The organism is Streptomyces sp. NPDC058246, from assembly GCF_042881985.1.
Classification (GTDB): domain Bacteria; phylum Actinomycetota; class Actinomycetes; order Streptomycetales; family Streptomycetaceae; genus Streptomyces.
Genome location: NZ_JBHVWZ010000006.1, coordinates 151,692 through 173,061, shown reverse-complemented (window position 1 = coordinate 173,061; position 21,370 = coordinate 151,692). Strand labels below are relative to the sequence as shown.

The following is a 21,370-nucleotide window of genomic DNA, read 5'->3' as shown; positions in this document are numbered from 1 at the left end:
GCGCCCCCGAGGGATCGGCCTGCCCCGCACCGGCTCACCGTCGACGACTTCGGTGTCCGTGACCCGGATCAGGTGACGCATGTTCCCTCTTCCCTCGGCACAGGTGTCCGGGTCCATCCTCCCCCCGGGGAGCACGAGGGATTCCTCTCCCTTTTCCCGGCCCGGGCCGGCGCCCTGCCGGCCCCGCCTACCTCGTCAGCAACTCCTCTCGCCCCCGCGACCGGTACTCGGCCAGCAGCCCCTCGACGTCCGCCTCCCCCAGCCTCCGGTAGGCGCACTCCCCCGGTGGCCGCCACCACACCGGATCCGGGCACCGGAAGCCCTCGCGGCGCAGCCCCACCCGGTGGATCTTGTTGGTGGCGGTGACGGGCATCCGCTCCATGATCCGTACGAAGCGGGGTGCCATCTTCGTGCCCAAGTCCGGTTGGGAGAGCAGGAATTCACCGAAGGACAGCGGGTCGAAGGAGGTACCCGGTTGCAGAGCGAGTGCCGCCATCACCTGGTCCCCGGCCACCGGGTCCGGCACCGCGTACACCGCCGCGGCGGCCGCGTCCGCGTACCGGGCGAGGATGTTCTCGATCATCGCGGCGGCGAGGTTCTCGCTGTCGACGCGCAGCCGGTCGTCGGTGCGTCCGGCGAAGTAGAGGTAGCCGTCGGCGTCGCGGTAGAAGAGGTCGCCGGTCCAGTACCAGCCGGCACTCCTGCGGGCGGCGTCGGCGGCCGGGTTGCGCCAGTAGCCCTCGAAGGGGGTCGGGCCGCGGTTCACCAGCTCGCCTATCGCGTCCGCCCCGTTGAGGAGTCGTCCGTCCCCGGTGAAGACGGCGGGCGGACACTCCCGGCGGGTGGCCGGGTCGACCACCGCGAGATCGTCGCCGGGGGCCGCCCGGCCGATCGCCCCCGCCGGGGTGCCGGGCGCCCACTGGATGGCCGCGCCGCCCTCCGAGGAGCCGTACCCCTCCACCAGGCGCACCCCGAAGCGCGCCTCGAAGGCGGCCGCGTCGACCGCTCCGGCCTCGGTGCCGAAGCCCAGCCGCAACGGGTTGTCGCGGTCGTCGGGGCGGGCGGGCGTGGCCAGCAGGTACTGCACGGCCCGGCCCACATATGTGAAGTAGGTGGCTCCGCAGGCTCGTACGTCGGCGAGGAACCCCGAGGCGGAGAAGCGCCGCCGCAGCGCGACCGTCGCGCCCGCCGCCAGCGCGGGAGCCCAGTCGGCGATCACCGCGTTGCCGTGGAACATCGGCATGCAGATGTAGTGCGTGTCGTCCGGGCGCACCCCGAAGTGGTCGACGAGCGAGCGCCCGGCGGCGGCGAGCCGGCCCTGGGTGCAGATCGCGGCCTTGGGCGCGCCGGTCGAGCCGGAGGTGAAGTAGAGGAGGAGGCGGTCGTCGGGGGTCGCGCGCGAGGCGTCCGGCTTCGCGCCCTCGTACGACGCGAGGAGGCCGGTGTACGCGTCCGTGTCGGTCACCAGCACGCGGACGCCGGGGAGTTCGAGGCCGTCGAGGAGAGGCAGGTGGGCCCGCTCGGTGACCAGGACACGGCACTCGGTGTGCAGGATGTCGCGGGCCAGTTCGGGTCCGCGCCGGGTCGGGTTGATCCCGGCGACGGCGGCTCCGGCCAGGGCGGCCGCGCTCAACCACATCGGGTATTCGGGGGTGTTGTCGAGCAGCACCCCGAGGTGCGGTGCGACGCCGGGTGGCAGCAGGTCGGCGAGCAGCGCCGCCCGGGCCGCAGCTCCCGCCGTCACCCGGTGGTGGCTCAGCACCCGCCCCTCGAACCACAGCCCGGGCCGGTGGTCGCCCCACCGTTCCTGTACGAGTTCCGCGACGGTACGCCTCATGGACCCCATGGGGGCGCACCATAATTGACGTACCGTCAGATCGGGAGGGGTGCGGCAGGCGCAGCGCCGGCCCCATGGCCTACATCCCGAAGAATCCGTCGCTCGCCGCCGACATCTGGTGGTAGGTGATCATGAAACCGACGCAGAAGGCGACGATCACGCCGAAGAACACCAGCATGCCGATCGTGCCCGCGGCGGCCTTGCCCCGGCTCGGCGCGTGCGCGGTGGCCTTCTCGGGGCGCTCGGCCGCGTAGTGGACGGTGACGATGTCGCCCTCGATGACCGTCGAGGGGCCGTTCGCCTCCTCGAAGCGGACCGTACGGCCCTCGCGCGTCGTGAACTCGTACACGTGGTGCAGCGTCGTGGTCACGGAGGTGTCGCCACCGCCGCCACTGGTCGTCGTGTACGAGCGCAGACAGCGCGCCTCGGCGGTCAGCCCGCTGTTCCAGGCCCGCCTGAGGTCCATCGAGCGGCGGACCACCTTGGCCGCGGCGAGGAGCACCACGGCCATCATCAGTGCGGGTACGGCGTAGAAGAAGACGTCCATGGCATTCCCCCGTGTTCGCGTCCTCGCGTGTCCGCGTGTCCGCTCCAGCTCCCTGCACGCCGTCATGGTCATGTCGGCGTGCAGGGAACATACCCGCGGGCACCGGGGGCGCGCCTCAAGGGATGCTCAGAAAACCGGAGCCGCCGGAACGCGACCGCGTCAGAACGCGACCGCGGAACACGACGGCGCCGGTACGCGAGCGCGTCAGAACGTGACGTCCGCGCACGAGTAGAACGCGTTCGCCGTGTCCGAGATCGTCCACACCCCGAGGATGATGTGGTGTCCGCTCTTGCCGGTCGGCAGCGTGCCGGTGTGCGAGAACGTGGACGGGGGGCGCTGTCCGTTGTAGGGGACCGTCAGGAACGGGGTGGTCTCCAGGTCCGCGCGGGTCAGCGCGTGGTTCTGGTTCCAGCCGGTCTTGGTGATGAAGTACTTGAAGTCGGTCGTGGCGTGCACCGCGGTGAACTGCCAGCGGAAGCTGTAGCTCTGACCGCTCGTGACCTTGGTCGTCGGCCAGGCCGTGCCCGAGGGGGTCTTGGGCTGGTTGAGCTGGCTGAAGTTGGTGTGGTTGGCGGAACAGATCTGACCGTCGGCGGGACCGGCCGCGGGGAAGCCCTTGGGGCCCTCGACGCTCTGGGGCTCCCACTGGATGTCACCGCAGTTGGCGACGGTGCCGCCGTTGGCGGCGCACATCTTCTGCCGGCTGAGGGGCTGGTCGGTGTAGCCGTGGGCGTTGGCACCGCCCGTCGAGAGCACGAAGGTGCCCGCGGTGACGAGGCCGAGCACGGCCGCGTACATCTTGGCTTTGCGCATGCTGCCGCTCCTGGAGGACGTGGGGGAGGTTCTCGTGAGCCGTGCGCGCGGTATTCAGGTCTAGACCAAGTCCCAGATTATTGCTGAGAGTTGAACATGTCCATACCAATCTCGGAGGGGATTCCGGAGAGCGCCCTCACGAGGAGGCTTCCCTCCGCCCGGCGTAGAAGGCCACCGTCAGGTCCTTCACCAGCGCCTTGCGCTCGTAGTCGTCCAGTTCGACCAGCCCGCGCATGGTCAGCCGGGTCACCGTGTCCTCGACCGAGTCGACGACGGAGGTGAGCACGGAGTCCCGGTGCTGGGCGTCCAGGGCCGCGATGCGGCGGCGCTGCATCACGGCGGCGACCTCGGGGGCGTACTCGATCCGGGTCGGCTGCGCCGAGAACACCTCCAGGCCGACCGGCGCCGTGTCGGCGGCCACCAGCCGGGTCAGCGCCTCGCCGACGGCATCCGTGTTGCGCAGGGTCACGTCCTTGACGACGGCGGGCGGCACCTCGACCGGGAGTTGGGAGAGCACGCGTGAGAGCGCCGCCTCCACGCACTCGCGCAGATACGTCTGGTGGTCGTCGACCCCGAGCGTGGCGCGCGCGGTGTCCTTGACGCGCCAGACGACGAGCACGACCACCCGCACCGCGACGCCGTTGGCGTCGACCACGGACATCGGCTCGCTGCGCCAGTGCCGCAGCCGTACGTCGACCCGGTGGCGCAGCACCAGCGGGTTGATCCACATCAGACCGGTGCGCCGGACCGTGCCGCGGTAGCGCCCGAAGAGGCCGAGCACCCAGGCCCGCCCGGTCCGGCCACGGGTGAGCCCGCCGAAGCCGAACAGACCGAGCGCGCCCGCCCCTGCGTACGTCGCCCACTGCGCGGGCCCGAGCCCGGCGCCCACGGTCCAGGGCAGCCCGACGGCCTCCGTCACCGGCGGCGGCAGCACACCCGCCCACCACGAGGTGAGGACACATCCGGCCACACCACAGGCCCCGGCCAGCACTCCGGCCACTCCGGGCAGCACCCGGGCGGGGTGTTCGACCAGTTCGGGATCGACCTCCGGCACCGGGCGCGGGGCCCTGCCGGGTGCGGGCCGGCGGATCCGCGGCTGCTCGCCGGTACCGCGCCGACGGCCCACCACAGCCGGCGCGACGGGCACCGAGACCGGGTCGGGGTCGTCACGGAAGAGCAGATGGACGGGGATCTCGGTGGTCACCTCGTTGTGGATGATCCGCGCGGACCGCGAACCGCCGCTGTCCGGTGCCGGCGCACCCTCCGGCCTGGGCGGCTGCGAGGGTCCGGCTTCGGCGCGCCCGCCTTCGACCCGGCCGCCTTCGGACAGCCCGCCCTCCGGCCGGCCGCCCTCCGCCTGTGCGCCCTCCGGCTGTGCGCCCTCGGACTCCGGGGTGTGTGAAGTCGTCGTACTCATACGTGCCTCCATGCCTCCGCGCCTGGAAGTTTCGTAAGGACTGAGAACTCGGGGTGGACTTCGACAGAGGGCCCGGCCGGCTCAGGAGAAGAGCCGGCGCCAGGTCTCCGGCCCCGGGTAACCGTCCGCCGCGCCGCCCCGCCAGCCCTGGGACCGCTGGAACGCCTCGACGTTGCGCCGGTCCGCCTCGCCCCAGCGCGGCCCCGGTCCCGTCGTGTAGTGCTTGCCGAACCCCTTCTTGACCAGCTGCACTCCCAGCCGGGTGACGTACTCGTTGTGCGCGCCCGGCCTGAACATCGCACGCCCCGGATACCCGGGCACCCCGTGCGAGGAGGCGCCCGACCCCGGGGAACCCGGCGGCCCGGAGGAACCGTTGCCCCCGGAGGAACCCGGGGAGCCGGGACTCCCCGCCGCCGCGCCCGGAATGTCCCTGCCCTCCTTGCCCACCAGGTACGACCACGTCTGGGGCCCGGGCAGCCCGTCCGCGTCCGGCCCGGTCCAGCCCTGTGCCCGCTGGAAGGCCTGGGTGGCCCGCCGGTCCGCGTCCGACCAGCGCGGCCCCGGGCCCGAGGTGTAGAAACGCCCCGCGCCCCGGGTGACCAGCAGACGGCCCAGCTGGGTGACGTAGGCGTTGTCCGCGCCGGGCCCGAAGTACGCGGACCCCGGATAGCGGGTGGCCTTCGCGTGCGGGGCGGACGCGCTCGCGCCGCTCGCGGCCTCCTTCAGCCCCTTGTAGCGGTAGGCCGCGTAGTGGTCCGCGTGGGTCCAGTACGCGTACGGGGTGGCCTGCTTCCGGGTGTGCGGGCGGGCCTGCTCGTAGGCGAGGTAAGAGGTGTGCGTGTAGTCCGTCCAGCCGCCGAAAAGGACGACGTGCGAGCCCTTCTCGGGGTCGGCCGGATTGTGGAAGAGGAGAATGTCGCCGGGCTGCAGCTGCTCACGGGAAATCCGTACGCCGAAGCCGCCGAGGCTGCCCGTCCATTCGTTTCCCGGCAGGTTCCAGGCCATCGAGACAAACCCGGAGCAGTCCTGCCGGTACCCGTCCGGCCAGTAGGCGAGCATGCTGTACGGCACCTGCGCGGCGACCCATTTCTTCGCCCGGTTGATGATGGCGGCCCGGGTGGTCGTGGGCGTACTGGTGCCGGCCCCGGGCTTCCCCGGTTTCGCCGGCTTTCCCCCGGGCCCGTGCAGCGGGGCCTGGCCGCCCTGGGGGGTGTCGGGCTCGTCACCTGCGCGGATGCCCGGCCGGGCGGGTCCGTGCGTGGCCGATACCGCCGGCACCGACTGGCCCGCGCCGAGGACCGTGCCCGCCGCCGCGGCGAGGACGAGTGCCATGGGGGTCCCCCCTGTTCGAGCGAAGCCGAGAGCCTGGGTGAGGGCCGCCGGATGGCCCACGGGACCGGAAGAGGAGGAATAGGGGATGACGCGCCGCCAGTGCACGCATCCGGGGCAGTCGCAGTCGCTCGCGGGATCGAATTCCTCGAAGACCGGAGTCTCCATGCGATTCCCCTCACACTCCAGGCCGAATTCTCCGCACTTCTGCACAGTCGTCAGTTTCGCAACTGTCGTCCGGTGTCGCATGTTGACGGTCCGAATGATGTACGCGGGCCCTCCGACCTGGTCCGGGCCCCTCCCCTGCGGTCGGGAGCACCCCTGACGGTCGGGTAGAGTTCTCGGGTCAGCAGGCGCCGCTAGCTCAGTTGGTTAGAGCAGCTGACTCTTAATCAGCGGGTCCGGGGTTCGAGTCCCTGGCGGCGCACCGGCCGATGGGGCTCTCGCAGCAGCGAGGGCCCCATCGTCGTACCGGCACCTGTGCCACGTACCGGCATCTCCGGCGCGTACCGGCATCTCCACGGCGTACCCGGCCCCTCCGCCGGGGGCGCGCCGGCCCCGCACGCAACAGCCCCACACTCGTACACGCGTCCCAATTAGCGCGTATGACCGGTTAACACCGCGTTTCGCATCTTGCGATCATGATGAACGGCGTAGAACCCTGGGCTTCAAGGGACTGTCGATACATGACAGTTGGGGGTATGGCCGGTTGCGACCATGGGGGGTTGGGGGCCTCGTTCATGAACAGATGCCGAGGGGGGCATCATGCAACCGGAAGGCCGTCGTTCCATGTCCATAGGGTGTGGAAGATGTGGTGACGCTGGCCTGCCAGTGATGCGTCCGGAACGGTCGAGGGGGACCCGAACGGGCGACAGGAACCAACGAACACGCACCTGACCGTGCGTGCGGGGGGATGACTCATGACGTCGACGCCGACGGGCGCCCGACAGGACTTCGACCCGTCAGAGACGACCCAGCTCAGGGTGCCATCGCACCGGACCGGCGGCTTCCGCAGGATCAAGAAGAGCCTGCCGAGATATGACTACGAGCACTACAGCAGGCTCGCGGGGCCCCTCACACAGCCGGACCCGAACAAGCCGTACAAGGTGCAGTACCGCTCGCTGCTCTCGCAGGAGCCGCACCGGATAAGGGCCGCGCTCATGCTGGGCGCCGCGCCGCTGCTCTCGCTGATCCTGCTCGGCTGGCTGCTCCAGCCCGAGCACTGGACCGAACGCGACTATCCCGCCTACGACTTCCTGCCGGCGCTCGACATCGTGATGCTGGTCTCGATCGGCCTGATCGAGTTCTTCCGCTGCATGAACGTGCTGTCGAACGCGCACGCCACCCTGGTCGCCCGCGACCCGGTCCCGGTGGTGCCCGAGACCGGCACCAGAGTCGCCTTCCTCACCTCCTTCGTGCCCGGCAAGGAGCCCCTCGCCATGGTGACGAAGACCCTGGAGGCGGCCGTCAAGCTGCGCCACCGGGGCCTTCTGCACGTCTGGCTCCTCGACGAGGGCGACGACCCGGAGGTGAAGGAGGTCTGCAAGCGCCTCGGCGTGCACCACTTCTCCCGCAAGGGCGTCGCGCAGTGGAACCAGGCCAAGGGCCCGCACCGCGCCAAGACCAAGCACGGCAACTACAACGCCTGGCTGGACGCCCACGGCGACGACTACGACTACTTCGCCTCGGTCGACACCGACCACGTGCCGCTGCCCAACTATCTGGAGCGGATGCTCGGCTTCTTCCGCGACCCGGACGTCGGCTTCGTCATCGGCCCGCAGGTCTACGGCAACTACGACGCGTTCGTCACCAAGGCCGCCGAGTCCCAGCAGTTCCTCTTCCACGCCCTCATCCAGCGGGCGGGCAACTTCTACGGCTCCCCGATGTTCGTGGGCACCTCCAACGCCGTACGCATCAAGACGCTGAAGCAGATCGGCGGTCTGTACGACTCGATCACCGAGGACATGGCGACCGGCTTCGAGATCCACCGCGCCAAGAACCCGGCCACCGGCAAGAAGTGGAAGTCGGTGTACACGCCGGACGTGCTCGCGGTCGGCGAGGGGCCGGCCGCCTGGACGGACTTCTTCACCCAGCAGCTGCGCTGGTCGCGAGGGACGTACGAGACGATCCTCAAGCAGTACTGGAAGGGCTTCTTCTCGATGCCTCCGGGCAAGCTCTTCAACTACACGATGATGATCATCTTCTACCCGATGTCCGCCCTCAACTGGATCCTCGCGGCACTGAGCTGCGCGCTCTTCCTGGGCCTGGGCGCCTCGGGTGTGAACATCGACCCGACGGTCTGGCTGATGCTGTACGGCAACGCCTCGGCGCTCCAGATCGGCCTGTACATCTGGAACCGCCGGCACAACGTCTCGCCGCACGAGCCGGAGGGTTCGGGCGGGGTCGCGGGCATGGTGATGTCGGCGCTCTCCGCGCCCATCTACGCCCGGTCCCTGATGGACGCCGTACTGCGCCGCAAGAGCAAGTTCGTGGTGACCCCCAAGGGTGATTCGGCCAGCCCCGACACGCTGTTCGGCACCTTCCGGATCCACCTGTTCTTCATCCTGGTCTTCGCCGGCTCGATCGCCGCCGGTGTCCTGCTCGGGCACTCCCACCCCGCGATGCTCACCTGGGCCTCCTTCGCCCTGCTGATCACCGCCTCGCCGATCTTCGTCTGGCGCTGGGCCCTGCGCCAGGAGAAGAAGAAGCCGCCGGTGCCGCCCGAGGACAGCGTGCCGCTGCCCGCCCAGGCCTCCGTGCCCCAGCAGGAGCAGCACGCCCCGCATGCGCCGCAGCACAAGCCCACCTGGGCCGCGACCGCCGGGAACGACCAGACGATGCAGATCACCCTTGGGGGAAGTAAGAAATGAAAGACGGTGCCCGTCGCCGCCGTGCCCGCCGCCTCGGGATAACCGGGGTGGTGGTGCTCGCTCTGGCCGGGATGAACGGGCCCTGGCTGTACCGCTTCGGAACGGACAAATACCACCAGTACACGATCAATAAGCCGGAGTACAAAGCCGCGAACGGCCATTGGGACATCATCAATTTCCCCGAGGAATACCGGCTGAACACGATCCACGCGGCCCTGCTGCACACCGGCAAGGTCCTGCTGATCGCGGGTTCGGGCAACAACCAGGACAACTTCGACGCGAAGAAGTTCGACACGCGGATCTGGGATCCGGTCAAGGGCACCGTCAAGGCGATCCCGACGCCGGCCGACCTGTTCTGCACGGGCCACACGCAGCTGGCCAACGGCAATCTGTTGATCGCCGGCGGCACCAAGCGGTACGAGACGCTCAAGGGTGACGTGACCAAGGCCGGCGGCCTGATGGTGGTCCACAACGAGAACCCGGACAAGCCGATCACGCTGCCCGCGGGCACCAAGTTCACCGGCAAGACGAACGGCAAGACGTTCGTCTCCAAGGACCCGGTGCTCGTCCCGCGCGCCAAGAAGGTCTTCGACAAGGCGACCGGCAAGTTCCTGCGCAACGACCCGGGCCTCGGCCGCATCTACGTCGAGGCGCAGCGGAGCGGCCAGAAGTACGAGACGGGCACCCAGGACAACTACCGCGTCCAGGGCCTGACCGGCGCGGACGCCCGCAACACGTACGGCATCGCGCAGAAGCTCGCCCTGGACAAGAAGGACTTCCAGGGGATCCGGGACGCCTACGAGTTCGATCCGGTCGCCGAGAAGTACATCAAGGTCGACCCGATGAACGAGGCCCGCTGGTACCCGACGCTGACCACCCTGTCGGACGGCAAGGTGCTCAGCCTCTCCGGTCTCGACGAGATCGGCCAGCTGGTCCCGGGCAAGAACGAGGTGTTCGACCCGAAGACCAGGAAGTGGACGTACACCAAGGGCATCCGGCAGTTCCCGACGTACCCGGCGATCTCCCTGATGCAGAACGGCAAGCTCTTCTACTCGGGCTCGAACGCCGGTTACGGCCCGGACGACGTGGGCCGCGACCCCGGCATCTGGGACCTGGACACCAACAAGTTCACCAAGCTCAAGGGCCTGAGCGACCCGAACATGATGGAGACGTCCGGCACGGTGCTGCTGCCGCCCGCGCAGGACGAGAAGTACATGGTGATCGGCGGCGGTGGGGTCGGCGAGTCCGCGCTGTCCAGCAAGAAGACCCGTCTGATCGACCTCAAGGACAAGAACCCGAAGTTCGTGGACGGGCCCGAACTGGAGAAGGGCACCCGCTATCCGCAGTCCTCGATCCTGCCCGACGACACCGTCCTGGTGTCCGGCGGCTCCGAGGACTACCGCGGGCGCGGCGCCTCCAACATCCTCCAGGCGCGGATCTACGACCCCAAGTCGAACAGCTTCGACAAGGTCGCCGACCCGCTGGTGGGCCGCAACTACCACTCGGGGTCGATCCTGCTGCCCGACGGCCGCGTGATGTTCTTCGGCTCCAACTCGCTCTACGCGGACAAGGCCAACACCAAGCCGGCCACCTTCGAGCAGCGCATCGAGATCTACACGCCGCCGTACCTCTACCGGGACTCGCGGCCCTCGCTCTCCGGCGGCCCGAAGACGATCGCCCGCGGCGGCTCGGCGACGTTCGCCTCACAGCACGCGTCGTCCATCAAGACGGCCCGGCTGATCCGGCCGAGCGCGTCCACTCACGTCACCGACGTCGACCAGCGGTCCATCGCGCTGGACTTCACGAAGACGAAGGACGGGATCACGGTGACGGTCCCGAAGAACCGCAACCTCGTCGAATCCGGCTGGTACATGCTGTTCGTGACGGATGACCAGGGGACGCCGAGCAAGGCGCAGTGGGTCAAGGTGCCCTGATCCTCGAGCGTTCCGCAACAGGGGGCGCCCTCCGCCGAGTTCAGGTCCGGCGGATGGCGCCCCCTTCACGTGCGGGCCGCTACTTGGAGGCCTTCGCCAGTCTCAGCGCGTACTCCGGCCACCACTGACCGGCCTTCGGGCCGCCCTTGCACGTGCCGTCGGACTCGCCCGGCCGCTTGACCCACAGATACGCGTCGACGAGCGGGTCGGTGGTCTTGCTCGTCGGGGTCTCACCGAGCGCGCGGCCCGGCGGGTTGCACCAGTTCTCGTCCGCCTTGCCGCCCGTGTACGGGCCGTTGCCGTTGCGGCTGGTGTCGATGACGAAGTGCTTGCCGCCCACCTTCGCGGACAGCTGCTTGCCGTACGCGAGGGAGTCCTGGGTCGAGTAGAAGTTGGAGACGTTGACGGCGAAGCCGTCCGCCTGGGCGATACCCGCCAACTGGAGCGGCTGGAAGATCTGGTCGGGGTGGCCCCAGCCCGCGTTGCCCGCGTCCAGGTACACCTGCGTGTTCTTCAGGGACTTGAGCTTGGTGATGGCGCTCTTGAGGAGGAAGTAGCGCTCCTCCTGGAATTCCGCCGGGGTGCACTGGTTGACCAGGTGCAGGATCGCGTCCGGTTCGAGGATCACCGTGGCGGGGCGGTCCTCGATGCCCTTGGCGACCCCGTCGATCCAGGTCCGGTAGGCGTCGCCGTCGGCCGCGCCGCCTTGCGAGAACTGGCCGCAGTCGCGGTGCGGGATGTTGTAGAGGACCAGGATCGCGGCGCGGTCGGCCTTCTGGGCGGCCTCGGTGAAGCCGCGCGCCTCCGCCTCGGGGTTCTCCGGGCCGATCCACTCACCGGTCGGCTGCTCGGCGATCTTGCGGATCTGCTCGGCGTCGTCGGTCTTGCCTGCCTTCACATACGCGGCGACCTGCGCGGCCGCGTTTCCGTCCGGATTGACCCAGAACGGGTCCGAGTTCTTGGGCTGTTGTGTGACCTTGGAGCCTGCGCCGTCGCCCTTGCCGCTGTCGCCCCCGGAGGAGAAACACCCCGCGAGCAGCAGTGCCGCCCCCACCACCGCAACGGACGCCCGTGCCCCGGCCCCCCTCGTGCCGTACATCCAACTCCCCCTTGGGTGCACCGTCCTAAGTGTCAATCCTGACATACCTGTCGCGTCGCCCACGAGGTCGCCCGACCCTTGTCGGAGAGCTGTTACAGCCCAGGACCCCCGGGTAGGCGCGGCTGAGCGTGGCGGACGGGGGACGAGAAAGAGGATCGGGGTACGGGACATGCACCACGGCAGCCGGGAAACGCTGCTGGCGTCGGCCCTGCTGGAGGCCTCGGACACGCTGTCCGATGCCTTCGACACCGAGCGTCATCTCCAGCGTCTGTCCGACCACTGCGTGGAGATCCTCGGCGCACGAGCCGCCGGGATCATGCTGATGAACGGCGGCGAGGCGGCCTCGCTCGCGGTGAGCAGCCGCCAACAGGCCGTCGCGCTGGACCTGTTATCCGCCCAGCAGCAGGGCGGCCCGTGCCTGGACAGCTACGGCACCGGGCGGCCCGTACCCCTCGTCGCGATCAGCGTCGCCCATGCCGACTCCCGCTGGGCCGACTTCACCGCGCGGGCGCTGCGGCACGGCATCGCGGCGACCTTCGCGGTTCCGCTGCGCCGCCGCGAGACGCTGCTGGGCGCGCTCAACGTCTTCGTGCCCACGCTCCCCGACCCCGGGGTGCCGCCCGAGGACGACGAGAATGTCCGCCTCGCCCAGCTCCTCGCCGACGCGGCGGCCGTCGGACTGCAGAACCACCGGCTGTACGCGCAGTACCGCACCCTGGCCGAGCAGTTGCAGGTGGCGCTCTCCAGCCGCGTCCGCGTCGAGCAGGCGAAGGGCATGCTCGCGGAGCGCTGGGGCACGGGGGTCGACGAGGCCTTCTCCGCGCTGCGCCGCTACGCGCGCCGGCACCGGCTGCCGCTGGACGAGGTCGCGACACGGGTGATCGACGGCTCGGTGGCCCGGGACGAGGTGGCCGACGGGACGCCCGGATCCTCCTGAAGATTCCCGCGCACGCACCCTTCCACCTGGGCGGATGACACAAAGCCACCGCTTGTCGACTCGACGTCGAACAACCTCTGGGCCACGACGCTCATCCGTTCTACAGTTGCCTCAAACGGCCCCAGCCCCCGGCCGGTTGCGCTGTCCGCCCCCACCCCTCGCGGACGGCCCGCAGAACCTCCCGCGCCGGTCGCCGGGTTACTCCCGCAGCCCGTGCGCGCGCGGTCGAGGACCAGCCCGGTCGGCGGTTTCGGGGGAGCGGGCCGTCGACCGGGCCAGGTACGGCTCCCCCTCCCCCTGCGGCTCAGCCCGTGTACGGCTCACACCACCGGCCGTCGGCTCACAGCCCGACTACGGCTCACAGCACGGCCGTCGGCTCACAGCCCGCTTCCAGTGAGGTACGCCGACACGATCACGTTCGCGGTGTAGCTGCGGCTCGCCCGGTCGAAGGTGCCGCCGCAGGTGACGAGTCGCAGTTCCGCGCGCCCCGGCTTCCGTACGCCGTAGGCCTGTTGGGCGTCGAAGTGCTCGCGCGGGAGGACCTGCACGTCGTCCACCGTGAACTCGGCGACCGTCCCGTCGTCGCGGATCACGCGGACGGTCTCGCCCGGCCGTACCGCGCTGAGCTTGTAGAAGACGGCGGGCCGGGTCTCGGTGTCGACGTGGCCCACGAGCAGTGCGGCCCCGGCCGCCCCCGGCGTCACCCCGGCGGCGTACCAGCCGACCACGCCCGGCTGGTCGAACGGCGGCGGATCGATCGCGCCCTGCGCGTCGAGCCCACGGGCCACGACGGGCGCCTGCACCCCCATGACGGGGATGTCGAGGCGCTGCGGCCTGGCCTCCCCCATCGGAGGGTGCGCGGGCGGCAGCGGCATCTCCGGTGGTCGTCCGACGGCCGCGATGTCCCCGGTGGTCGGCGCCGATATCCCCTGCCGTACGTCCGTCACCTCGCGGCCCCACAGCCACAGCCCGAGCAGCAGCACCGCCCAGGCGACACCGGTGAGCAGCCGACCGGTACCGGAGGAACGCTCGCTCTCCGACATGGCGGCCCTGTCAGTCGCGGCTGTCGCGGCCCCGGCGGGCGCTGCGCACGGCCACCGCCACGGCGGCGACGCCCGCCAGGACGAGCCCGATCACCGCCTGCTTGGTGCCGGGGCCGGTCGCCGCCCGGGTGTTCACGGTGGCGAAGTGCGCCGCGGTGCCGCCGCCGCCCGCGTGCACGGGCGCGACCGGTGAGGCCGCCGCGGAGGCGTTCGAGCCGCCTTGCGCCACGACGACCGTGCCCCTGACCTGGCGGTCGACGCCGCCGTTGCCGGTGCAGCTGACCCTGATGTCGTAGGTGCCGGGCGTCAGCGAGGTGGGCACGCGCGTCTCGCCGACGAGCGCGCCGCCGCCCTGCCCGGTGAGCTGCGCGTCCGCCACGAACGCGGTCGACTGCGCGGTGCCCGCCTGGCCCGCGCAGCCCGTCGCCCGCACTTGGATGTCGCTGCCGGCGGCGGGCGACGCGGGCGTCACGGAGACGCCGGCACCCGTGTCGGCCGCGTAGGCGAGGGGTGTGCACGCGGCCGCGACCACCGCCCCGGCACAGAGAGTGAGTCGCATAGAGCGCATCGTGAACCTCCAGATATCTGGAGACTCCCCCTCCGGGCGCCGGGGCGCATCTTCAGAGGGGCGCGACTGCTCCGTACGGGTTGTGAATGGTTTAGAGCCGGTCGGCCGGCTCCGCGGTCTGGATGCGGTCGACGAGGTCCGCGATCGAGTTCACGATGTTCGACGGCCGGTACGGGTACTGCTCGATCTCCTGGGGCGTGGTCAGCCCCGTGAGCACCAGGAAGGTCTCCATCCCGGCCTCCAGACCGGCCAGCACGTCCGTGTCCATGCGGTCGCCGATCATCGCGCTGGTCTCGGAGTGCGCCCCGATGGCGTTCAGACCGGTCCGCATCATCAGCGGGTTCGGCTTGCCCGCGAAGTACGGCTGCTTGCCGGTCGCCTTGGTGATCAGCGCCGCGACCGCGCCGGTGGCGGGCAGCGGGCCCTCCGTGGACGGGCCGGTCTCGTCCGGGTTGGTGGCGATGAAACGGGCGCCGTTCTTGATCAGCCGGACCGCCTTGGTCATGGCCTCGAAGGAGTACGTACGGGTCTCGCCGAGGACCACGTAGTCGGGCTCGTGGTCGGTGAGGACGTACCCGATGTCGTGCAGCGCGGTCGTCAGGCCCGCCTCACCGATGACGTACGCCGTGCCGCCGGGCCGCTGGTCGTCCAGGAACTTGGCGGTGGCCAGGGCGGAGGTCCAGATGTTCTCGACCGGCACGTCAAGGCCCATGCGCTGGAGCCTGGCGTGCAGGTCCCGGGCGGTGTAGATCGAGTTGTTGGTGAGCACCAGGAACGGCCTCCCGGACTCCCGCAGCTTCTTGATGAAGGCGTCGGCGCCGGGGATCGGCACACCCTCGTGGATGAGCACACCGTCCATGTCGGTGAGCCACGATTCGATGGGCTTGCGCTCTGCCATGTGCTGGGTCTCCTGCCGTCCTGGCGTACGTACGCACGATCCGGGGGCGCCGGAACGACGCTGTGCCGACGCCCCCAGCCTAGTCAGGCCCGTTCGGCAGCGGCCTGGTCAGGCCTGCTTGATCGTGACGCCGCCGATCCCCGTACCCGTTGACGCCGGCCTGTCGCCGCCCTACGACGGATACGGACGCGGGCCGTCAGCTGCCGGTGGCCGACTTCCAGTCCTCGACGTACGACGGGAGGTTCTTGTCGATGTCGGCCCAGTCCGGCTCGAAGACCTGGACGCCGTCCATGAGCTTGGTCAGGGCGATGGCGTTCGCGTCGGTGGCCTTGACGTCCTGGCGGGCGGAGAACCCGCCGCCGATCTCGCTGACCTGCCGTTGCGCCGTGGCGGAGAGCATGAAGTCGAGGAGCTTCCTGCCGTTCTCCGCGTGCGGGGCCTTGGTGACGAGCCCGGCGGCGTACGGGAGGGCGAAGGTGGTGGGCTTTCCGGCGCCGTCGGCGGCCTTGTCGGTGGCCCGCGGGAACCAGATGCCCAGATTCGGCATGTCCTTGGACTGCGCGTAGTTCATCTGGACGTCGCCGTTCGCGACGAGGAGTTCGCCCTTGTCGACCTTGGGGGCGAGCTTGCCGGTGGAGGCGGCCGGTCCGACGTTGTTGGCCTGGAGCTTCTTCAGGTAGGCCAGCGCGGGCTTCTTGCCGCCGAAGTCGTGAATCGCCTTGATGAGCACGGCGGTTCCGTCACCGGCGACACCCGGGGTGGAGTACTGGAGCTTGTTCCGGTACTTCGCGTCGAGCAGCTCGTCCCAGGTGGTGGGCGGCTGCTTGAGCTCCTTCTTGTCGTAGACGAAACCGAAGTAGTTGTCGACGACGGAGGTCCAGGTGGCGTCGGCCGCCTTGTCCGCGCCGTCGACCTGGTCGGATCCCTCCGGGGCGTACTTCTGGAGCAGCCCCTTGCCGTCGGCCTGCTGGATGAACGGCGGCAGGGTGACGAGGACGTCGGCCTGCGGATTGGTCTTCTCGCGGACGGCCCGCTGGACCATCTCGCCCGAACCCCCCTCCACGTACTTGACCTTGATCCCGGTCTCCTTCTCGAAGTCCTTGAAGACCTGGTCGTACCAGCCGTCGCCGTTCTCGCCCTTGAGGCCGTCCGCGCTGTAGACGGTGACGACCTCGGCGTCGGAGGCGGCGGAGTCGCCGCCGCAGGCGGTGAGGGAGCCGGCGAGCGCGAGGCTGCCGACGACGGCGGCGATCGGGGTGAGCTGCTTGAGGCGCGTGTTTCTGGGCATGGCGAGGTGAACTCCTTGCACTCTCAGCGCTTTTGAGGGTGGGTGGATCAGCGGTAGGTGGCCTTGGTGCGGATCCGGGAGACGGCGAACAGGACGAGCACCGTCGCCGTCATGAGGACCACGGCGAGCGCGGAGCCGGTGAAGAGCGCGCCGCGGTCCGTGGCCGCGTAGATCTGGACCGGAAGCGGGGTCCAGTCCGGCGGGTAGAGCATCATGGTGGCGCTCAACTCGCCCATGGACAGGGCGAAGCAGAGCCCGGCGGCGGCGGTCAGTGACGGCAGCAGCAGGGGCAGCCGCACCCGCCACAGCACGTACCAGGGCCGCGCGCCGAGCGAGGCGGCGGCCTGTTCGTACGCCGGGTCGAGGCGGACGAGTGCGGCCGACACCGACTGGTGGGCGAACGCCGTGACAAGAACGGCGTGCGCGAGGATGACGATCCACCGGGTGCCGTTGAGCAGCATCGGCGGCTTGGAGAAGGCGACCAGGACCGCCAGGCCGACGACGACCGAGGGCACGGCGACCGGCAGCATGAACAGGGCGTCCAGGACACGCCTGCCCCGTTTCCCGAGCGCGTGCGCGGCGAGCGCCGCCCAGCTGCCGACGAGCAGCGCGAGCAGGCTCGCGGTGACCGCCGTGACCAGGCTGGTGGTCAGCGCCTGGAGCGATTCGCCGCGGGTGGCGGCCGTGTAGTGCCCGGTGGTGAAGCCGGACGGGAAGGCGCTCGACCAGTTCGTGGCGAACGAGGCGGCGAGCACGACCAGCAGCGGCAGCGCGAACAGGGGCAGGAAGATGACGAAGAAGACGGTCCAGATGGCCCACTTCCCCTTGCGGCTATGCACCAACACGGCGGCTCACCACCCGATAGAGGCCGTAAAGCCCCACGGAAATGAGGACGTTGACGACGGCGACCACACACGCGCCCGGATAGTCGGACTCCAGGATCGCCTTGCTGTAGACGAGCATCGGCAGGGTCGTGACTCCCTTGGCTCCGGTGAACAGCACGATCCCGAACTCATTGAGGCAGAGGACCAGGACGAGACTGCCGCCGGCCGCGAGCGCGGGCAGCGCCTCGGGCAGGATCACCTGCCGTACGACCCGCGCGGGCCGTGCCCCTAGGGAGGACGCCACCTCCAGTTGGGCCGTGTCGATCTGGGAGAAGGCGGCGAGCAGCGGCCGCATCACGAACGGCGTGAAGTACGTGACCTCGGCGAGCAGCACCCCCCACGGCGTGGTGAGGAACCGGAACGGCCCCTCGGTGGCCCCGGTCGCGGCCGTCCACAGCCCGTTCGCCATCCCGACGGTCCCGTAGAGGAAGAGGAGGGCGAGCGTGATGAGGAAGGACGGGAAGGACAGGAAGACGTCGATGAACCTGGCGACGGCCTTCCCTCCGGGGAACGGCACGAAGGCGATGACCGACGCCAGCACGAACCCGAGCACGAGACACCCGGCGGTCGCCCCCACCGCGATCCAGACCGTCGTCCAGAGCGCTTCGCGAAACGCCGGCGAGCCGAGGACATCGGCGTACGGCCGAAGGGACGTGCCCCCGGTGTCCGGCTGGAGGGACTGCTGGACGAGGAGAGCGAGGGGGTAGAGGAAGACGAGCCCGAGAACGGCGACGGGAGGAAGGGCCCACAGCAGGCTGGTCGTCGGCCGCCGTGGGCGGCCGTTCCGCGGCGCGATGGGGGCGCCCGCCCCTGGTCGAGCGGAGTCGAGAGTCCGGGGGAGGGTGGGCAGAGCGACCGACGCCGGCTCATTTGTCATCGGGGGCTCACTGGACCTACGCATCGGTCACCCCGGCGGCCAGCAACACGGCGTCCTCCGGCGCGAAGTGCAGGGTCACGGCCTCCCCGTGGACCGGCGGCTCGCGCAGCTCACGCAGGTCCGCCATCACCCGGTGGCCGTCCACATCGACGTACAGCCGGTGCGTGGCCCCCCGGCCACTGCACTTCGCTCACGGTCCCGACGACCTGGTTGGGGCCGGGCCCCAGCCCGACCAGATGGGGCCGTACGCACAGGGTGGCCGAGGCGCCCCGCGCCGCATCCCCCGTGTCGACCTCGAGCTCGACTCCGCCGAGAACAACGCCCCCGGAGCCCACCGTCACGGGAAGCAGGTTCGCGTTGCCCACGAACGACGCCGTGAACTCGGTGCGCGGCGCCCGGTACAACTCCTGCGGCGTCCCGACATCCTGCAACCGTGCCTTGTCCATGACCGCGATCCGGTCGGCCAGGGTGAGCGCCTCGACCTGGTCATGGGTGACGTACAGGATGGACGCATCGGGCAACTCCCGGTGCAGACGGGTGAGTTCGGCCAGCATCCCGGACCGCAGCTGCGCGTCGAGCGCGGACAGCGGCTCGTCGAGGAGGAGGACGCTGGGCCGGATGGCGAGCGCCCGCGCGATGGCGACCCGCTGCTGCTGCCCACCGGACAGCTCCCGCGGACGGCGCCGGGCGTAGTCCGCCATCCCGGTCATCTCCAGCGCCTCGGCGACCCGCCCGCGGATCTCGCTCCTGGCCGCCTTCCGCGCCTTGAGCCCGAAGGCGACGTTGTCCTCGACGCGCAGGTGCGGGAAGAGCGCGTACTGCTGCACGACCATCCCGACCCCTCGCCGGTACGGCGGCTCGTCGGTGACATCCCGTCCGCCGAGGAACACGCGCCCGGAGACGGGCCGCACGAACCCCGCGACGGCCCGCAGCGCGGTGGTCTTCCCGGACCCGGACGGCCCGAGCAGCGCCATGACCTCACCGGGCTCGACGGTGAGATCGAGCGAGTCGAGAACCGTGGTGCCGCCGTACGCGACGGACACCCGGTCGAACCGGATACCGCTGCTCATCGCCCGCCTCCGTCGAGCCGGCCGGGCTCGTCGAACAGCGCGGGTGCATCGAGCGGTGCAGGTCCCTCGATCGGTGCGGGTCCCTCGAGCGGTGCGGGTCCCTGGAGGAGCGTGGGCAGCTCGGCCACCGAGTCGAGCACCTGTCCGGCCCCGGCGGCGCGCAGCGCCTGGTCGTCATGCGCCCCGGTCAGCACGCCGGCGACGAGCCCGGCCCCGGCCCGTACACCGCTGAGCATGTCGTAGGAGGTGTCGCCCACGACGGCGACCTGCTGGACGCTCTCCGCCGCCTTGGTGCGCAGGAAGGCCTCCAGCACCATGTCGGGGTACGGCCGTCCGCGGCCTCCGGCGTCCGCCGGGCACAGCGTGAGCGGGACCAGGTCCCGCCAGCCCAGGGCGTCGAGGATGGCGTCCTGGGTGACGCGGGCGAACCCGGTGGTGAGGACGACCGTCCGCCCGGCCCCGGTGAGCGCCTCGATCGCCTCGCGGGCCCCGGCGATCGGCGCGATACGGCCGCCGTCGACGAGTTCGCCGTACGCCTTCTCGAAGGCGGCGTTGGCCCGCTGGGCGAGCGTCTCCTCGCCGCACAGATGACGGAAGACGGAGATCTTGGACTCGCCCATGGTGGCCCGGACGTAGTCGAGCTTCTCGGCGTGGTCGGCGGAGCCGGGCTCGACGCCCAGCTCCCCGGCGGCCATGGCGAACGCCCGCTCCACCAGGCCGCCGTCGGCGACGGTGGTGCCGGCCATGTCGAGGACGACAAGACGTATGGGGTTCAACTCGGTCACCATCCCAGCTCGTCGGCGGTCTTCTCGGCAATCGCGGGCGAGCAGGTCATACCGCGCCCACCGGGCCCGGTGACCAGCCACACCCCGTCCCGCACCCGCTGCCGGTGCACGACCCGGCTGGGGTCGGTGCACTGCGCGTACACCCCGGCCCAGCGGCGCCGGATCTTCGGCAGTGGCCGCCCGAGGAAGGACTCGACGACCTCGGCGAGGTGGTCGTAGGGGTCTTCGAGGGTGTCGAAGGCGAAGGGGTGCTCGTACTCGTGGGTGTCGCCGATGGTCAGCCCGCCGTCCGCGCGCTGCACCATGAGCAGCTGCATCCGGTGCGCGGCGGCGGTCGCGGCCTGCGGCTGGTGCGCGTCGAGCTCGTCGAGGGCGGGGCCGCGGTACGCCGGGTAGTAGCGGAAGCTGTCGGCGTCGGCGACGGAGGTGGTGAGCGGCTCGCCGAGCGGATCGGTCTGCATCATCTGCAGCCGCACCCGCCGCACGGGCAGCTCGGGCCCCGCCAACTCCCGTACCAGACCGCCCAGCCAGGCCCCCGTGCACAGCACGACGACGTCACCGCTGTGCACGTCTCCGTGATCGTCGCGCACGGCGTGCTCACCGACGACATCGACGATGTCACGGACCTCCCGCCCCGGCAGGAAGGTGTAGAGCGGGGACTTCGACAGCTCCTCCCGCAGGGCGAGTTGAGCGGTGCGCGGTTCGACGGCCGCGTCGCGCTCGCAGTGGAGCGCGGCTTCGAAGAAGCCCCGCAGCACGGGGTTCACGGCACGCGCCTCGTCCGCCGTCAGCAGCTTGTAACCGCGTGCGGCGGCGTCCGGCCGGCCCACGGCGGCCTCGGCGACGGCGAGTTCGCGAGCACCCCGTACGGGTGTCAGCGATCCGTTGGCCCGAAAGCCCAGGCCGGGCACGCGCGCCCCGATCGCCTCCCACAACTCCCTTGCCCGCAAGGCGGTTTCGAGCTCCTCACCGCCGGCGCGACCACTCACCCAGATCTGCCCGAAGTTGCGCAGCGAGGCCCCGCGGGCCTCCGCCTCACGCTCGATCTGTACGACCTCGTGGCCGCGCTCCACTGCATGCCAGGCGTGCAGGGTGCCCACCACGCCGGCTCCGACGACTATCACTCTCACAACGGCCACGCTCCTCGGGAAGGGGGAATCGGAAGGGTCCGTAC

The 21,370-nt window shown here is 70.4% G+C and carries 17 protein-coding genes, 1 tRNA gene and 1 pseudogene; 4 read left to right on the top strand and 15 right to left on the bottom strand.

Annotated elements, in window-relative coordinates; all coding sequences use genetic code 11:
* Positions 1–187: 187 nt before the first annotated feature.
* The 5 genes from ACFVXA_RS11580 to ACFVXA_RS11560 all read right to left on the bottom strand — a co-directional run bounded on the left by ACFVXA_RS11580 (position 188) and on the right by ACFVXA_RS11560 (position 6,111).
* Positions 188–1,846 (bottom strand): long-chain-fatty-acid--CoA ligase, encoded by a 1,659-nt coding sequence (locus ACFVXA_RS11580; protein ID WP_390024759.1) that lies wholly within the window; start codon positions 1,844–1,846, stop codon positions 188–190.
* A 70-nt stretch (positions 1,847–1,916) separates the two neighbouring features.
* Positions 1,917–2,384, bottom strand: coding sequence for a DUF3592 domain-containing protein (locus ACFVXA_RS11575; protein ID WP_390024757.1), 468 nt, complete (start codon positions 2,382–2,384; stop codon positions 1,917–1,919).
* Positions 2,385–2,588: 204 nt separating this feature from the next.
* Positions 2,589–3,197: a lytic polysaccharide monooxygenase gene (locus ACFVXA_RS11570; protein ID WP_390024755.1), complete on the bottom strand. Its 609-nt coding sequence runs from the start codon at positions 3,195–3,197 to the stop codon at positions 2,589–2,591.
* A gap of 136 nt (positions 3,198–3,333) precedes the next feature.
* Positions 3,334–4,614 carry an SPFH domain-containing protein gene (locus ACFVXA_RS11565; protein WP_383735043.1) on the bottom strand — a complete coding sequence of 427 codons (1,281 nt, stop codon included), beginning with the start codon at positions 4,612–4,614 and terminating at the stop codon, positions 3,334–3,336.
* A gap of 81 nt (positions 4,615–4,695) precedes the next feature.
* Complete coding sequence (locus tag ACFVXA_RS11560; RefSeq protein WP_390024753.1) at positions 4,696–6,111, bottom strand: peptidoglycan-binding protein; 1,416 nt, start codon at positions 6,109–6,111, stop codon at positions 4,696–4,698.
* A 185-nt stretch (positions 6,112–6,296) separates the two neighbouring features.
* On the opposite strand from ACFVXA_RS11560, the gene ACFVXA_RS11555 reads away from it, so the two are divergent.
* The 3 genes from ACFVXA_RS11555 to ACFVXA_RS11545 all read left to right on the top strand — a co-directional run bounded on the left by ACFVXA_RS11555 (position 6,297) and on the right by ACFVXA_RS11545 (position 10,747).
* Positions 6,297–6,370, top strand: a tRNA-Lys gene (locus ACFVXA_RS11555).
* 493 nt (positions 6,371–6,863) lie between these two features.
* Entirely contained in the window at positions 6,864–8,813 is a 1,950-nt protein-coding gene (locus ACFVXA_RS11550; protein ID WP_390024751.1) for a glycosyltransferase family 2 protein, read from the top strand.
* Positions 8,810–10,747 carry a kelch motif-containing protein gene (locus ACFVXA_RS11545; protein WP_362017797.1) on the top strand — a complete coding sequence of 646 codons (1,938 nt, stop codon included), beginning with the start codon at positions 8,810–8,812 and terminating at the stop codon, positions 10,745–10,747. The genes ACFVXA_RS11550 and ACFVXA_RS11545 overlap by 4 nt, the downstream gene beginning before the upstream one ends.
* 79 nt (positions 10,748–10,826) lie before the next feature.
* On the opposite strand, the gene ACFVXA_RS11540 is transcribed toward ACFVXA_RS11545, so the two are convergent.
* A complete protein-coding gene (locus ACFVXA_RS11540; RefSeq protein ID WP_383902489.1) occupies positions 10,827–11,846 on the bottom strand; it encodes a glycoside hydrolase family 6 protein in 1,020 nt (339 codons plus the stop codon).
* A 169-nt stretch (positions 11,847–12,015) separates the two neighbouring features.
* Here ACFVXA_RS11540 and ACFVXA_RS11535 point away from each other — a divergent pair, with 169 nt between their 5' ends.
* Positions 12,016–12,783, top strand: coding sequence for an ANTAR domain-containing protein (locus ACFVXA_RS11535; protein WP_383902491.1), 768 nt, complete (start codon positions 12,016–12,018; stop codon positions 12,781–12,783).
* 377 nt (positions 12,784–13,160) lie between these two features.
* Here ACFVXA_RS11535 and ACFVXA_RS11530 read toward each other — a convergent pair whose 3' ends face one another.
* The 9 genes and pseudogenes from ACFVXA_RS11530 to ACFVXA_RS11490 all read right to left on the bottom strand — a co-directional run bounded on the left by ACFVXA_RS11530 (position 13,161) and on the right by ACFVXA_RS11490 (position 21,326).
* Positions 13,161–13,826, bottom strand: a complete 666-nt coding sequence (locus ACFVXA_RS11530; protein WP_390024748.1) for a class F sortase — start codon at positions 13,824–13,826, stop codon at positions 13,161–13,163.
* 10 nt (positions 13,827–13,836) lie between these two features.
* Positions 13,837–14,394, bottom strand: coding sequence for a hypothetical protein (locus ACFVXA_RS11525; protein ID WP_390024746.1), 558 nt, complete (start codon positions 14,392–14,394; stop codon positions 13,837–13,839).
* 91 nt (positions 14,395–14,485) lie between these two features.
* Positions 14,486–15,292, bottom strand: coding sequence for an HAD-IIA family hydrolase (locus ACFVXA_RS11520; RefSeq protein ID WP_362017792.1), 807 nt, complete (start codon positions 15,290–15,292; stop codon positions 14,486–14,488).
* Between the two features lie 196 nt (positions 15,293–15,488).
* Positions 15,489–16,580 (bottom strand): 2-aminoethylphosphonate ABC transporter substrate-binding protein, encoded by a 1,092-nt coding sequence (locus ACFVXA_RS11515; RefSeq protein WP_383735054.1) that lies wholly within the window; start codon positions 16,578–16,580, stop codon positions 15,489–15,491.
* A gap of 47 nt (positions 16,581–16,627) precedes the next feature.
* Complete coding sequence (locus ACFVXA_RS11510) at positions 16,628–17,425, bottom strand: ABC transporter permease subunit (protein ID WP_362017790.1); 798 nt, start codon at positions 17,423–17,425, stop codon at positions 16,628–16,630.
* Entirely contained in the window at positions 17,412–18,341 is a 930-nt protein-coding gene (locus ACFVXA_RS11505; RefSeq protein ID WP_390024744.1) for a 2-aminoethylphosphonate ABC transporter permease subunit, read from the bottom strand. The genes ACFVXA_RS11510 and ACFVXA_RS11505 overlap by 14 nt, the downstream gene beginning before the upstream one ends.
* 16 nt (positions 18,342–18,357) lie before the next feature.
* Positions 18,358–19,411: pseudogene (locus tag ACFVXA_RS11500) on the bottom strand (ABC transporter ATP-binding protein).
* Positions 19,408–20,199 carry an HAD family hydrolase gene (locus ACFVXA_RS11495; protein ID WP_384017254.1) on the bottom strand — a complete coding sequence of 264 codons (792 nt, stop codon included), beginning with the start codon at positions 20,197–20,199 and terminating at the stop codon, positions 19,408–19,410. Before ACFVXA_RS11495 ends, ACFVXA_RS11500 begins: the two are co-directional and overlap by 4 nt.
* Complete coding sequence (locus ACFVXA_RS11490) at positions 20,193–21,326, bottom strand: TIGR03364 family FAD-dependent oxidoreductase (RefSeq protein ID WP_384017256.1); 1,134 nt, start codon at positions 21,324–21,326, stop codon at positions 20,193–20,195. Before ACFVXA_RS11490 ends, ACFVXA_RS11495 begins: the two co-directional genes overlap by 7 nt.
* Positions 21,327–21,370: the final 44 nt, after the last annotated feature.